The organism is Ruegeria sp. YTSA064 (genome assembly GCF_059610325.1).
On sequence record NZ_JBXWNK010000002.1, the window covers coordinates 328,421 to 341,540 of the forward strand.

13 protein-coding genes and 1 tRNA gene are annotated in these 13,120 nt (G+C 55.2%); 5 read left to right on the top strand and 9 right to left on the bottom strand.

Features of this window, described 5'->3' with window-relative positions:
* Positions 1 to 8 precede the first annotated feature (8 nt).
* The 3 genes from AC2FI7_RS04140 to AC2FI7_RS04150 form a co-directional block, all read right to left on the bottom strand.
* Positions 9 to 617: a 50S ribosomal protein L21 gene (locus AC2FI7_RS04140; protein WP_010440087.1), complete on the bottom strand. Its 609-nt coding sequence runs from the start codon at positions 615 to 617 to the stop codon at positions 9 to 11.
* Between the two features lie 208 nt (positions 618 to 825).
* Positions 826 to 1,632 (bottom strand): DUF2059 domain-containing protein, encoded by an 807-nt coding sequence (locus tag AC2FI7_RS04145; RefSeq protein ID WP_010440084.1) that lies wholly within the window; start codon positions 1,630 to 1,632, stop codon positions 826 to 828.
* The gene (locus tag AC2FI7_RS04150; RefSeq protein ID WP_029621801.1) at positions 1,632 to 2,474 is read right to left on the bottom strand and encodes a DUF2059 domain-containing protein; all 843 of its coding nucleotides are present in this window, start codon (positions 2,472 to 2,474) and stop codon (positions 1,632 to 1,634) included. Before AC2FI7_RS04150 ends, AC2FI7_RS04145 begins: the two co-directional genes overlap by 1 nt.
* A gap of 123 nt (positions 2,475 to 2,597) precedes the next feature.
* On the opposite strand from AC2FI7_RS04150, the gene AC2FI7_RS04155 reads away from it, so the two are divergent.
* From AC2FI7_RS04155 to AC2FI7_RS04165, 3 genes are all read left to right on the top strand, one after another.
* Positions 2,598 to 2,687: transfer RNA gene (locus AC2FI7_RS04155), tRNA-Ser, on the top strand.
* Positions 2,688 to 3,271: 584 nt separating this feature from the next.
* A complete protein-coding gene (locus AC2FI7_RS04160) occupies positions 3,272 to 3,577 on the top strand; it encodes a hypothetical protein (RefSeq protein ID WP_010440081.1) in 306 nt (101 codons plus the stop codon).
* 3 nt (positions 3,578 to 3,580) lie between these two features.
* Positions 3,581 to 3,757 (top strand): hypothetical protein, encoded by a 177-nt coding sequence (locus tag AC2FI7_RS04165; protein WP_010440080.1) that lies wholly within the window; start codon positions 3,581 to 3,583, stop codon positions 3,755 to 3,757.
* A gap of 316 nt (positions 3,758 to 4,073) precedes the next feature.
* Here the strand turns inward: AC2FI7_RS04165 and AC2FI7_RS04170 are convergent, their stop codons facing one another.
* The 3 genes from AC2FI7_RS04170 to AC2FI7_RS04180 all read right to left on the bottom strand — a co-directional run bounded on the left by AC2FI7_RS04170 (position 4,074) and on the right by AC2FI7_RS04180 (position 6,124).
* Positions 4,074 to 4,646, bottom strand: a complete 573-nt coding sequence (locus tag AC2FI7_RS04170; RefSeq protein ID WP_170778615.1) for a TetR/AcrR family transcriptional regulator — start codon at positions 4,644 to 4,646, stop codon at positions 4,074 to 4,076.
* Positions 4,643 to 5,179 (bottom strand): dihydrofolate reductase family protein, encoded by a 537-nt coding sequence (locus tag AC2FI7_RS04175; protein WP_496815330.1) that lies wholly within the window; start codon positions 5,177 to 5,179, stop codon positions 4,643 to 4,645. Before AC2FI7_RS04175 ends, AC2FI7_RS04170 begins: the two co-directional genes overlap by 4 nt.
* Before the next feature lie 72 nt (positions 5,180 to 5,251).
* Positions 5,252 to 6,124, bottom strand: a complete 873-nt coding sequence (locus tag AC2FI7_RS04180) for a LysR substrate-binding domain-containing protein (protein WP_496815332.1) — start codon at positions 6,122 to 6,124, stop codon at positions 5,252 to 5,254.
* Between the two features lie 116 nt (positions 6,125 to 6,240).
* Between AC2FI7_RS04180 and AC2FI7_RS04185 the strand changes: the two genes are divergently transcribed.
* Complete coding sequence (locus tag AC2FI7_RS04185) at positions 6,241 to 7,794, top strand: trimethylamine methyltransferase family protein (RefSeq protein WP_496833255.1); 1,554 nt, start codon at positions 6,241 to 6,243, stop codon at positions 7,792 to 7,794.
* Between the two features lie 12 nt (positions 7,795 to 7,806).
* On the top strand, positions 7,807 to 8,898 hold the full coding sequence (locus AC2FI7_RS04190) for an aminomethyl transferase family protein (protein ID WP_496815335.1): 1,092 nt from the start codon (positions 7,807 to 7,809) through the stop codon (positions 8,896 to 8,898).
* Between the two features lie 234 nt (positions 8,899 to 9,132).
* Here AC2FI7_RS04190 and AC2FI7_RS04195 read toward each other — a convergent pair whose 3' ends face one another.
* From AC2FI7_RS04195 to AC2FI7_RS04205, 3 genes are read right to left on the bottom strand one after another with little or no spacing between them, the layout of a single operon-like run.
* Positions 9,133 to 10,644 (bottom strand): class I adenylate-forming enzyme family protein, encoded by a 1,512-nt coding sequence (locus AC2FI7_RS04195; RefSeq protein WP_496815337.1) that lies wholly within the window; start codon positions 10,642 to 10,644, stop codon positions 9,133 to 9,135.
* Positions 10,641 to 12,062 (bottom strand): acylating sulfoacetaldehyde dehydrogenase, encoded by a 1,422-nt coding sequence (gene sauS, locus AC2FI7_RS04200; protein ID WP_010440065.1) that lies wholly within the window; start codon positions 12,060 to 12,062, stop codon positions 10,641 to 10,643. The genes AC2FI7_RS04195 and sauS overlap by 4 nt, the downstream gene beginning before the upstream one ends.
* A gap of 59 nt (positions 12,063 to 12,121) precedes the next feature.
* Positions 12,122 to 13,081 carry a Bug family tripartite tricarboxylate transporter substrate binding protein gene (locus AC2FI7_RS04205; RefSeq protein ID WP_010440064.1) on the bottom strand — a complete coding sequence of 320 codons (960 nt, stop codon included), beginning with the start codon at positions 13,079 to 13,081 and terminating at the stop codon, positions 12,122 to 12,124.
* Positions 13,082 to 13,120 lie beyond the last annotated feature (39 nt).

A 13,120-nucleotide genomic window follows, 5' to 3' on the forward strand; every position in this document is an offset into this window, starting at 1 on the left:
CTCTCTCCTTAGCCTTGAGCCAGCTCTTTGGCTTGCTCAACCCATTCGGGTTTCACTTTGATGGTGTCGATAGCAGCAATCTGCTCATCCGACAAGGCGGCCAGAGCGGCAAAGCTCTCGATACCGGCCTCAACCAGCTTTTTGGCAGCGGCAGGGCCGACACCGTTCAGCTTGGTCAGATCGTCAGCAGCAGCGGCGGGTGCCTCTGCCTTGGCTTCAGCTTTCTTGGCGGGCTTTGCAGCAGGTGCCGCTTCGCCAGCCGGAGCTGAACCGGTTGCAGCTTTGATGCCCGACTTGTCAGCGCCCGACGACAGGATGTCGGTGATTTTGACCAGTGTCAGCTTCTGACGGTGGCCAACGGTACGCTTTGAGCTGTGCTTACGACGGCGCTTGACGAATTTGATGACCTTGTCACCTTTGATCTGTTCGATCACTTCGGCCTGTACGCCTGCGCCTTCAACGAAAGGCGCACCAACAACAGGAGCGTCACCGCCCAGCATCAGAACATCGTTGAATTGAACTTTTTCACCTGCGTCGGCAGCCAGTTTTTCAACACGGAGCACATCGCCCGCCTGAACCTTGTACTGCTTGCCGCCAGTCTTGAGGACCGCAAACATGCGTCTTTCCTTTGTCTAACCGCGTTCTGTGGTCCCCGGATGGGTGTTTCTGGCTTTCGCCACCTCGAACAGCGCGCCCTTTTCGGGCAGTGTGGATGACCTTAGCGCGTTGCTATCGGGTCAAAGAATAACGATACCCGGCGCGGAAAACCGGCCGGGATGCGCGCTTATCCAAGCATTGCCTGCCAAAGTCAACCCAAAACCGGGATCAAAGTTCTGAGGCGCTCATTGCCTGCGCAACGGCCTGGCCAAGCTGGTATGAGATGCTGTTGAGCATCTCGTCAAAACTCTTGAACAAAGCCGCGTTTAGGGCGCGTCCGGCATCCGTGCGCGAAAAGGCAATGTTCTCGCGCAATTGCGTTTCACTCAAAGGCCGATAGGCTAAAAGAAGAAATGAGTACATCCATTCCGTCGTTTCTGCCTTGGTTTGCTCATGTTGGGACAGCAGTTCATCCAACACGGTTGCCTCATCCAATGACCCGTTCTGCCCCGAGGCGAGCCCACGGTAGAAACTGAAGTCTGCACTTATGGTTCCCCGGACATTCTGTTCGATTAAGTCGTTAACCTGCACGTACTCGTCCACCAGACGAAAAAACATGTCTTCACGATCAGTCTCAAAATAGGCCGTTCGCGCCATCTGATCGATCGTATCATCCGCCAGAGCCTTCCGTGCTGAATTTTCAAGAGAAACAATGCTCTGCCCAAGATCGCTTTCAAAAAAGATCGAAGACTGTTCCAATTGTGCATTGGTCATTATGCGCCCAACCGATTGCGACAGGCGTTCGTACATGGATGAAGGATCATACAATTCAGCAACCTGAGCCTGAAAATACGACCCTCCCGCTCCGCCTAGCATCGACTCGTCAATCGAGAGCCCTTGGGCCAAGCCCTCTTCGCTTAGTATTTCCAGGAAATCCGACAAATGCATGGCCTGCATCAATCGTTCAGCCTGCTGATTGGCTGCCAAGGGCACTGCCCATACGACCAACAAGATCGCAGCGGCGAGAACGCGCATCAAATATCCTGAGCCGGACGAAGCTCGGCCATGCGGGCCGCCAAGACCTCGAATCGCATTGCCATGATCTCGTATTGGATCGCGTTCAACAGCTCATACACCTCTTGCATCAAAGGCTGTTCCAGGGCCTCGACATAAGCATCGACATCATCATCTGAGAATTCTTGATAGGTGTAGGCCGCGCCGGCCAAAGCGGACAGTTGCAGCGACCGACGCATATCGCCTTCGTTGCGGCGCATCATTTCACGCAGCTCATCCCCATTGAGTTGCAAGTCGATAATGCCAGACGCACTGGCCGCCATCAAAAACCGAACCTGAATCTCCTGCAGTGCACGTAAGGAAGTGCCGCTTGCATCTACCGCTCGGTTCATTCGTTTCAGGCTTTCGACGCGGGAAGATCCATTTTTGATGAGCTCGGACACAATTTCCTGCCCAGCAAGCTGCTTGGCATCGTCATCTTCATCCGAATGAGCTGCGTTTTCGGCAACGACTAGTCTTTGCCCCAGCGCGGATGCATAAAATGTCACAGCATGGTCCAACGCCTCGTCGCTGAGCGTCTGCTCGAGGATTGAAACAGCGGTATCGTACATGAGTTCTGTATCGAATACTTCTTCAGTCAGGCGCGTCCAATCTGAACCGAAACCGTCGGGGTCAATTCCCAGCATTTGCGGGGCCGAAGCAGACGCATGCGCGATACTTTCCAACGCAACGTCAAACCCAGTTGTGGTCAGAAATGCCTCAATCTGGTCTCGGCTGGCGGCATGCGACTGCATCGTCATGGCACCTAGCGAAAGAAGCAGAATTATAACACTGATGGTAAACTGGCGTAGATGGTAGGTCATACCCATCAGCCTAGGAGTTTTCTTGTCTCTGGCAATGGAAAATCCCAGGATCACTAAATTCCGGAATTTTCCACTTGCGCCCCTGCCCGTTCACCACTAAATCCCCCCTTCACAGACCCCCGCGGAGAGGTGCCGGAGTGGTCGAACGGGGCGGTCTCGAAAACCGTTGTGGGTGCAAGCCCACCCAGGGTTCGAATCCCTGTCTCTCCGCCACTTTACTAAGACTAGTACATGCCATTGAAAGCGGCGCGAAGCGTCACTCGCTATTGGTGTACTATCCGTTAGACAACAGCCGGGTCAGTATCCAGATATCTCAAAATAGTTTTAGAGTTTAAGCAAACATGTATGCTTAAGTTCGTGCGCCTCTTCCAAAAGCTCTCATGCGGTTCTAACCGGATGAGGTGGGAGGCTTCTGCTCCACCGGCATCGAGTGTGCCAAAGTGCAGTTATCATCGAATGCAAGGAAACAAGGAAAGGAGCCAGCCAATAACATTACAGACCGTAGGCCTGGATTTGGCCAAGGATGTTTTTATGTGCATGGCATTTCGGAGAGCGGCCGCATCATCTTCAACAAGGCCATCAAACGCGCGAAACTGCTTAGCTTCTTTGAGATGCTTCCACTGTGCAGGGTTGGCATGGAAGCCTGCGGCTCGTCCTATCACTGAGGCCGTCAGCTGCGCAAATTGGGGCACGAGGTGCGGCTTATGCCCGCCGGATACGTCAAACCCTACGTGAAACGCGGCAAGAGCGACGTTGTTGATGCCGAGGCGATCTGAGAAGCAGTCCGTCGACCAACCATGCGCTTTGTCGAGATCAAGACGGAAGAGCAGCAAGCCATTCTCTCAATCCACCGGACTCGAGATCTGGCCGTTCGGCAGTGCACGCAATTGGACAACAAGATCCGCAGCTTGTTGCGTGAGTTTGGACATATCCTGCTAATCGGAAATGAAGCGGTCACCGCATTTGCAAAGCGTCACTTGGCAGGAGATCACCCGGACATGTCAGAGATCGCCAACGGCATGCTCGGCATACAGTGCTATCAGTTCCTCGGCCTGAACGAACGCATCCACGGCTATTCTAAGATGATCGGACACATGCCCTGATAAATGCAGACGCGCGCTGTGATGGCGAAACGTTCGCCAGAGAAGGTCGATCTGTGGACAGCGAAGATCATCGCAGACAATCCGTTCCGACTGGCAACAACTGCCATGGCCAACAAGGCCGCGCGGGCCATCTGGACGATGCTCACGAAGAAACAGAAATACCGGCAGCCTGCGTTCTAACCGCGCCGATTGCCCACGAGATGCAAGACGTTGAGGTGATGATGCGGAACTAAGCCAACCAAGAGCAAGGACACTCCGGGAACGGCAGCGACACTAAGAGGTCGATAAGGTGACATCCAACAGCCAGCTGAGATGCTGTGGTGGTATTCTGCTTTCTAGACATTCGCCGCCAGTGCAGAACACCCCCCACAGTGAATTCAACCAGCGAATAATTTCCCGAACCGGAAACACCCGCAAGTACCGAGATATTATTGCTTAGATACTGATGTCTACGCCTTCAAAGGTGTTCTGGCGCACCGCACGGATGTACTTCATCTTAAATCGCCTCGTCCATTCCAGCTGCTTGAATCAGAATCCAGTCAACGCCGCGCAGAAAGTCGTCGATTGTGAGCGGATTGTTTTCTCCGCTGGAGGCAGAGAGCACAAAGCCATGCGCATAGTCGATCAGAAGGTGAACAAGGACATCTCCGCCATCGCTGTTCTTCAGTTGGTCTGTGCAGGCCTTCAATTCCGCCGCAACACGGACAAGGTCCTCGCTCATGAGTGTCACGTCATTGAGGATCGCACGCAGAAGATTGGCGTTCTTCAACGCATACCGGTAGTGGGCCGCCAGTATGCTACGCGCCCGTTTGACCGGAGGACCGTCCTCAATGCCACCCAGGACTCCCTCGAATGCAAGCTCAACCAGATCGCTCAAAAGCTGCTTCTTGCTACCTGCGTGATACGTGACTGCCATCGGGGTAACGCCCAGTTGTTCAGCCAGCACACGAAATGACAGCCCTTCAACGCCGCCTTTCTGAACGATCGGCAGCGCCGTTCTGAGGATCAGTTGCTTTGAGAGCTTTTGCGACGACTTTACCGGCCGTCCGACTGAAACGACCTTCGTCACCGTTTCACCTTGTATTCAAGGTCCACCAGCCCCGAAGGGAAAGGTGTTGAGGACATCAGTTCCAGATCAATGTCCCTGTCGATGGAACCAAAAATCCGGATGCCATCACCAAGAAGGATTGGGACGATGGTAATCTTCATGTCTTCGATAAGACCCGCCTCGATAAACGATCGAATAACCGCGCCACCATCGACATAGGCCCGTTGCAATCCGCGCTTCTGCAAAGAGGCGAATAGGACATTCGGCTCAAGCGTTGAAACCTCAACCCTGCTGCGCAGCTCCATGGGAACGTCTTCGTCAGTCATAGTGCGGCTCATCACGATGCAGGGGATGGAGTATGGCCACTCCCCGAATCCCACAACCGTGCGAAACGATCCCGACCCTATGACGATCACATCCATCCGGCCCTGAAACTCTGCAAAGCCGTGATCTTCGTTATGCGTCGCTTGCTTGTTCAGCCAGTCAAGCGCGTGGTCGGGTCTTGTAACAGAACCATCGAGGCTCATGGCCATCATGATGTGCCCATTTGTCATATCGGTGCCTCCGTAAGCCTTAAATTATACGGCGTATAAATTTCAAACCGATGATGTTCAAGCCAAACGTGGTCAGGATTGATTGGTCACCCATTCCGAGAAGGCGGCCACGGCCTCCGTCGCAACGGTGTTATGAGGCTGAACAAGAAAGTATCCGTAGTCGGGCAGTTCAATATCGGACAACCGGAACAGCCGTTGCGCCTCCAAATCAGCCGACACGAGGTCATCCATCAAGGCGATGCCCTGCCCGTCGATGACGGCTTGCACCCGGACATTGGGGTCAGGAACGATCAATACATCCTGCCGCGATTGCTGGGGCAGATGTGCCGCGGTCAGCCAATCGGACCAAGCGTTGCTGTCATCGCGATCTCTGAGCAAGATGAGTTGTGATATGGAGGCATCTATTCCCGATTCTGCAACCATTTGGACCGCTGAGGCATTCCCAACGGGATAGGGCGACATCGGCATGAAGCGGGTTACATTGCCGTGACCGAACTCACCGTTTCCCCATCTGATCGCCAGATCAACATCCTGCATCTCGTGATCAGAGAATTCGATCATCGGTTGAATGCGCAACTGCACATCCGGGTGGTGTTGCATGAACGTCATCAGACGGGGAGAAAGCCAGCGCGCCGCGAAATAGGTGGACACGCCAACCGTCAGAGACCGTGAGATTTTCCCCTTCAATGCCAGGATACCGGATTCAATTTCTTCATACCTGGTTTGGCAAGTCACCAGCAGCTTTAGCCCGTCATCCGTAAGCGTGACGCCGCGCGTCGTTCGCCGGAACAACGACATTCCCAAGTCAGTCTCAAGCGTCTTTATCTGATAGCTGATCGCGCCTTTGGTCATGTTCAGGGCCGTGGCAGCATCCGAGAAACTGGAATATCGGGCAATCTCAGTAAACAGCCGCAGAAGGTCATGATGATGAAAGTGACGAGGCATACCCTCATTGTATAAGAAATTTGAACGCTGAGACCAGAAAATTTCGATTTCCAATCACGCAACATTGCCCATTCTAAATCCGATACTGAAGAGCAGGAGTAACGCGTTTGGGTTCCTTGAACGCAACAAAGGATACACCGCAACCTGCAGAGCGCCGCAGCCGATCCCGTCGCAGTCGGTCGTCGTGTCGAGGCACACTTGCGGCCAGCGCTCCGTTTGCGAAGCGAAAGATACCTGCATACGCGTTGCTGAGCGATGCGGCTTTGGCGCGGATCGAAGAACAGTCGGACTGGATTCTGGGCAAGATCGGGATCGATTTTCGAGGCGACCACGCGGCGTTAGAGATGTTTGCCGAGTCAGGTGCTCACGTCGAAGGTGAGCGTGTTCGGTTTGATCCGGGACATGCGCGCGACCTTTGCGCCACATCACCGTCCGAGTTCAAACTGCACGGCCGGGACCCGACCAGCACCGTTACCCTCGGTGGCGACAATATTGTCCTGATGCCGGGATACGGGTCACCCTTTGTCAGCGATCTGACCAATGGTCGTCGGTACGCGACGCTCGAAGACTTCCGGAACTTTATCAAACTCACATACAGCTCCTCTGCCCTACATCATTCCGGCGGAACCGTAGTTGAGCCGACAGACATACCCGTGAACAAGCGGCATCTGGAAATGGTGTTGGCCCATCTCACCCTATCGACTAAGCCCTTTATGGGATCGGTCACCGCGCCAGACCGCGCGCAGGACAGCATCGACATGGCGCGATTGGTCTTTGGGGGCGACATCATGGAATACAACGCCGTGATGCAGGCCAATATCAACGTCAACTCTCCACTGGTTTTCGATGACACCATGTCGTCCGCGCTGCGCATCTATGCCGAAGCAAACCAATGCGTGTGTATCTCTCCGGCGATCTTTGCAGGTGCCATGGGGCCGCTTTCACCCGCAGCAGTGGTCGCGCAGACACTGGCCGAAGCCATGGTCGGTATCGCCCTGGCGCAGCTTGTCCGGCCCGGTTGCCCGGTTGTCATGGGGTCCTTTCACTCCAGCATGAACCTCCGCACGGGCGCTCTGACCTTCGGATCGGCAGAGGCGAACATGGTCACCATGGCGTTGTCGCAATTGGGGCGCAGACTTGGTGTTCCGGTGCGCTCGGGCGGCGGACAAATCACCGCGTCCAACGCCCCGGACGGACAAGCGATGCAGGACAGTACGGGGGCCATGTGGTCCACACTTCTATCCGGCGCGCATCAGGTCTGGCATGCGGCGGGATGGCTCGAAGGTGGATTGGTCATGTCCTACGAGAAGTTCATCATGGACGTAGATCACTGCGGCGCGATGCTGAAACTTTTGCAGGGTTTTGAAGTCGACGATGAAGCCTTTGGCCGCGATGCCTATCTCGAAACCGGCCCGGGTGAGAATTTCCTCTCCACCAGCCACACGCTGCGTCACTACAAATCGGCGAATTTCGAACCGCAAATCCCGGATGCCGGCCCTTTCGAGACCTGGACGGAGAAAGGCGCGCTCACGTCAGACCAACGCGCCACGGCGCGGTGGCGCCAGATGTTGGACGACTATCAACAGCCCGAAATGAGCCCCGGCACCCAAACCGCGCTCGAAGACTTCGTGTCCGAACGCAAGGCAAGCATGCCGGACGAATGGTACTAAAAAGGAAGCCCCATGACCGAAGAGCTTAGCCGCACATCCGCCCTTGCATCGCGCCATACCGCGCTTGGCTCTGGGTTGGAGGACTGGAACGGCATGGGTACGGCCTGGACCTATAACTCCGATCCCAATGATGAGCACGATGCGGTCCGTGAACGGGCCGGTATGTTCGACATGTCTCCCCTGAAGAAAGTGTTCGTGCGCGGCCCCGAAGCCCAAGCGGTACTGGACCATCTGACCACGCGCGAACTGACCAAAGTTGGACCGGGTAAGGCTGCCTACCTCTGTGTTCTGACCGATGGAGGCGGGATCGCTGACGATGCAATCGTGTCGAACAATGGTGGCAATGAATGGATGGTCGTGCACGGCTCCGGCGACACCATGGCGCTGCTGGAAGCCTCGGCGGCAGGGCGTGACGTTCAGATCGACTTTACTGACGATCTGCATGACCTTTCGGTGCAGGGTCCTGCCTCCTTGGAGATCCTGAACGCCCACACAGATATCGACTTGGCAGAGTTGGACTATTTCGAGCACGCACTGGCGAAGCTTTTTGGCTATCCGTGCCGCATCTCACGCACAGGTTATTCCGGCGAACGCGGTTACGAGATTTTTGCAGATGGGGCAGTGATTACGGATATCTGGGACAAGCTCGCGCAACAGGGAGTCATGCCCTGTTCCTTTACCGCTTTGGACAAGGTGCGTATCGAAGCCGGGCTGCTGTTTTACGGCTATGACATGACCGAAGAACACACCCCATGGGAAATTGGCTTAGGCTTTACCGTAAGCACAACCAAGGCCGACTATCGCGGAAAGGCGGCCGTCTTGGCGGCAAAGGGGGCCGAAAAAATAAACAATGTTTGCCTGGAAATCGACCACACCAACATGGTTGATGGCGGTGAAACGCTTTTGTGGGATGGCAAAACCGTCGGCGTGATCAACAGCCCCTGCTACTCACACCAGCTGGAGAAATCCCTAGCCCTTGCGCATGTTGTTCCAGAACTGGTCGTTGGAAAGACGCTCTCCATCGCAGGCGAGGGCCTGAACACAAAAGCAAAGATCGCAAACTACCCCATCTACGATCCAACGAAGCTACGAACGCACGAATAAGGAGATCGTTGCGGGTTTCTGTAAAACTGTGGGCGGCCCAAAGCGGACTTCAACGTTCCAAATATGATGCCGCGGTGCAGTCGGCCAAAGCCGTATTTGGTGTGACGCGTAGCATTTCAGCACCTCGATTGATGTTAACCCAACTAAAAAAGGCCCTAAGCCATTCTGACGGTGCAGCTGCGCAGCATATGAAGTGCGAACCTTGGATTTTCAAACACCCAGCGTCAAAGATGTTCATATCTTCACGTCGTTAGCCTTCTCGGCAACGATCTCGAGTATTCTGTTTCGCTGAATCTTTCCCGACGGCCCTTTTGGAAGCTCCGGCAAGATATGAACTTCGTCGGGGGACTTAAAACGACCCAATTGAGCTTCACAAAGTTTCGAAAGGCCCAGCGACGTCACCTGGGACCCTTCACGAATTTTGACCGCTGCCTCGACGGTTTCGCCATAGCTTTTGCAGGGACGCGCAAATGCGGCGGCTTCAACAACATCGGGATGCGAATAAAGTGCTTCGTCAATCTCACGGGGCGCAATGTTTTCGCCGCCTTTTATTATCAGCTCCTTCAATCGGCCGGTGACAAAAACATAACCGTCCTTGTCCATGCGGGCGAGATCACCGGTTCGCAACCATCCGTCAGACGTAAACGTGCCCGTGGTAGCGTCTTGGTTGTTGAGGTACTCCAGCATTACATTTGGTCCGCGGATAACCAGTTCGCCTTCTGCTCCGTGTGGAACAGGTCGCAGGTCGGCATCAACTATTGCCGCTTCGTTCCCGTATGGGATGCCGGGAGAGCCGATCTTGCGAACGGCTGGAGGCAATGGGTTGGACAGAATTTGCGCTGCTGTTTCCGTGAGACCCATAGTTTCCACGATGGGGATTTCGAACCGGTCTTCAAAGGCCCGCTGCACGTCCGGTGCCAACGCTGACGACGCAGAACGACCGAAACGCACGCGTTGGCGAGTAGGCGTATCTGGTTTTGTATCCGAATGCAGCAAGTGAGAAATGATGGTTGGTACAACCGAAAACCAAGTCGCTTCAGCCTTACCCAAATTGTCCCAGAACCGGCTGGCCGAAAATCGTTCGCACATAGCCAAAGACCCGCCTGAGACAAGCGTTCCCATAACTGTAACGCACAGCCCGTTGATATGATAAATCGGTAAAACGCAAAACCCGCGATCGGCCTCGGATAACTCATGAGCGACCATAGTCGTCCAGCCGCCTGCCAGCAGGCTGGAATGTGTGTGAACCACGCCCTTTGGACGCCCCGTCGTTCCCGAGGTGTACATTAACAGCGCATGGCTATCGGCTGAGATACTGTGCAGGTTGCAGCCAGTATCGACAGCATCAGCAGCTTGTAACGAGATGATCCTGGAAGGATCGGCTGTCCGCTCAAACAATGCTGTTTGATCTGGATGCACGAAACCATAGCTCGCACCACTGTGCTCCAAGGCATAGGCTACAGCGCTATCGCCAGCGACAAGGTTAATCATTGTAGCCCGGAACCCACCGTAGAGAACGCCGAAAAGAACCTCCAATGCTTCACGGCAATTGGGATAGAGGATCGCAACACTCTCGCCTTTTGCCACACCCAATTCGGTTAACATGACCGCGATGCGGTGGGCCGTTTCGCGCAACTCACTCCAACTCAGCTCCGGTGCTCCATCCGGGAAAACAAAACCGGTTCCTCCCTGGCTTGCCCTGTAGTCTAACCAGTCACGAACAGTTCCCTTGGGCGGATCCATCATTGTCCGGCCTCCGACCAGTAGTCACCGAAGATCTCTTCCAGTTCGGGTTCACGCGGGGATGATTCCCGAACAATCTTGGTAGTCTGGACGAAATGCCGCCAATGCAGGTTGGTATCGATGGAGTTACCGCCCCAGCTACCGCAGCCCATCGAAAGGGAAAAAGGCATTCCATTGGTGAAACTGCCGCCGGTGGCAAAGGTATGCGGCTGATTTACGATGACCCGACAGGTTGGCAAATCTTGACCCAGCCCAATCGCACGCTTGTCGTCGCCAGTATGTATGCCAACCGAATGCCCGGCCCCCTGATGTGCCAAAATGCGAGACGCTATGGCTTTGGCCGCCTCAAAATCTGCCGCACGATAGAGAGCCAGGACCCGACTGAGCTTTTCGCCTGACAAAGGATGATCCGGGCCGATTCCGTCAGTCTCCACCGCCAGATATCTAGTTCCCTCAGGTACTTTGCCCGCCATCCCCAAGGCTTCGAGCATTTTTTCGGAGTCCTGGGCTATGACTGAACGGTTGAGATGGCCATCAGGCCAAAGTCGCGCCACGATATCACTTGCCTCAGAGGACGGCACCAAAGCGCCGCCCTCGGCAGCCATTGCGGTTACGAACGCGTCATAGACTGCGTCCACTACGACCAGCGCGTTCTCAGAAGAACAAGACGTCGCGTTGTCGAAACATTTTGATGCCGTGATTTTAGCTGCCGCTGTCTGCAAATCAGCGGTCTCGTCCACAATTACAATCACATTGCCAGCGCCAACCGCAACGGCTGGCGTGCCACAGGATTGCGCACGTTGGACATTGTTCTGGCTGCCAGTGCAAATCACGCGATCAACAGTTTCCATCAACCGTTGTGTCTTGGCCTTGGATCCGGGCGCGGGGATCATCTGAACCAAATTGCGGTCCAGCCCCAGCTTGTCGAATTCGGAATGGATGTAATCAACCAACATTTCGCAGGACGCCACGCCTTTGGGCGACGGAGCCACCACGATAGAATTACCGCCTTTGAGCGCATTGATGATGTTGTTCGCGGGCGTTGCGGCAGGGTTGGTCGAGGGTACAACCGCGCCGATCACGCCGATTGGGCGCGCAATTTCGGTAATACCTGTTTTCGGGTCGTCACTGATGATGCCGTGGGTTTTCACGTCGGCAATGTCGCGCAGCAGGCCGAGTGTCTTCCGGTGGTTCTTGGTGATTTTGTCCGGCACGTTGCCCAGACCGGTGGTTTCAACCGCAGTTTCCGCCAGCGTCCGATTGCGCGTTGGTTCCATGATGGCCCATCCCGCTGCCAGTGCCGCTTTGTCGTAAAGCAACTGACTTCCACCAGCTTCGAAATCCCTCTGCGCCTTGCGCGCCTGAGCAACGATACGATCTACTTCGGCTATTTCCGGCGAAATCCCGTCCTGAGCGTTCATTTTGGTCCTCGATATGTTGTTCGGGGCGGAACAGCTCCGCCCCGCTGCGTCCGTCCGGATTAGAGGCCGGCCAGCAACTCGTTCAGTGTCTGCTGACGCTGCGCCCACATCTCGATCACTTCGTCACGTGTCATGATGTGCATAGGTGAACCGCCGGCCTCCATCTTTTTGGCAACGCGGGAATTGGCGAACATCTCGGGCACTGTTGCCGAGAGTTTCTCGATAACCTCGGGTGGAGTGCCTTTGGGCACCATCACGCCTCGGAAATTGACCGACGAGTTGTCGACGTCCAACCCCTGTTCCATCATTGTCGGCACGTCGGGCAGGAATGCGTTACGCTCAAGATCGGCGACACCCAGTATTTTGACGTTGCCCGCTTCTTGCGCTCGGAACGCATCTGACAGGTTGTTGATACCTCCCATGACTTCACCTGCGATCACGGCTTTCATGGCTGCGGCCCCGCCGCCTTTGGTCGGGATGTAGGCCATCTTGGTTCCAGCGGCCTTGTCGATCTGCAAAGCTGCAATGTGGTGACCCACAAATAGGCCCGCGCCGGAAACGGTCAGTTTGCCGGGGTTTTCCTTGGCAAAGGTGACAACATCCTCCATCGAGTTGAACTCACTGTCGGCCCCAACGACGAATACAGCCGGATCAGCGCCCCAATTCGCGATGGGTTCAAAGCTGTCGGTCGAATATTCCACCCCACCTTTGATCGACTGAGCGATAAAATGTGGAACGTTATAGGCCGCGAGTGTGTAGCCATCCGGGTCAGCCTGCGTGGCAAACCAATTCCAACCCACACGACCACCTGCCCCGGGTTTGTTGATAATCGCAATGGGCATTCCCAGCGCGTCTTCATTACCGGATGTCATGGTGACAATGCGCGCCTGAAAGTCGGTCGCGCCTCCCGCGCCGTAGCTGACCATCATCATGATCGGCCGTTCGGGGTAATCCTCTGCCACTGCGGCTCCTGTTAGGCTCATGAAGGCCAATGCGGCCCCTGCTATCATTCGTTTCATTTGCGTTTCCTCCCTAATTTAGTTCTCCGCGCCCTGCGC

Coding starts and splice junctions, on each gene's coding strand:
- AC2FI7_RS04145 (WP_010440084.1), bottom strand. CDS start 1,632: ATGCGCGTTCTCGCCGCTGCGATCTTGTTGGTCGTATGGGCAGTGCCC.
- AC2FI7_RS04195 (WP_496815337.1), bottom strand. CDS start 10,644: ATGATGGATCCGCCCAAGGGAACTGTTCGTGACTGGTTAGACTACAGG.
- AC2FI7_RS04175 (WP_496815330.1), bottom strand. CDS start 5,179: ATGACAAATGGGCACATCATGATGGCCATGAGCCTCGATGGTTCTGTT.
- AC2FI7_RS04140 (WP_010440087.1), bottom strand. CDS start 617: ATGTTTGCGGTCCTCAAGACTGGCGGCAAGCAGTACAAGGTTCAGGCG.
- AC2FI7_RS04205 (WP_010440064.1), bottom strand. CDS start 13,081: ATGAAACGAATGATAGCAGGGGCCGCATTGGCCTTCATGAGCCTAACA.
- AC2FI7_RS04160 (WP_010440081.1), top strand. CDS start 3,272: ATGCGCTTTGTCGAGATCAAGACGGAAGAGCAGCAAGCCATTCTCTCA.
- AC2FI7_RS04190 (WP_496815335.1), top strand. CDS start 7,807: ATGACCGAAGAGCTTAGCCGCACATCCGCCCTTGCATCGCGCCATACC.
- AC2FI7_RS04180 (WP_496815332.1), bottom strand. CDS start 6,124: ATGCCTCGTCACTTTCATCATCATGACCTTCTGCGGCTGTTTACTGAG.
- sauS (WP_010440065.1), bottom strand. CDS start 12,062: ATGAACGCTCAGGACGGGATTTCGCCGGAAATAGCCGAAGTAGATCGT.
- AC2FI7_RS04150 (WP_029621801.1), bottom strand. CDS start 2,474: ATGACCTACCATCTACGCCAGTTTACCATCAGTGTTATAATTCTGCTT.
- AC2FI7_RS04165 (WP_010440080.1), top strand. CDS start 3,581: ATGCAGACGCGCGCTGTGATGGCGAAACGTTCGCCAGAGAAGGTCGAT.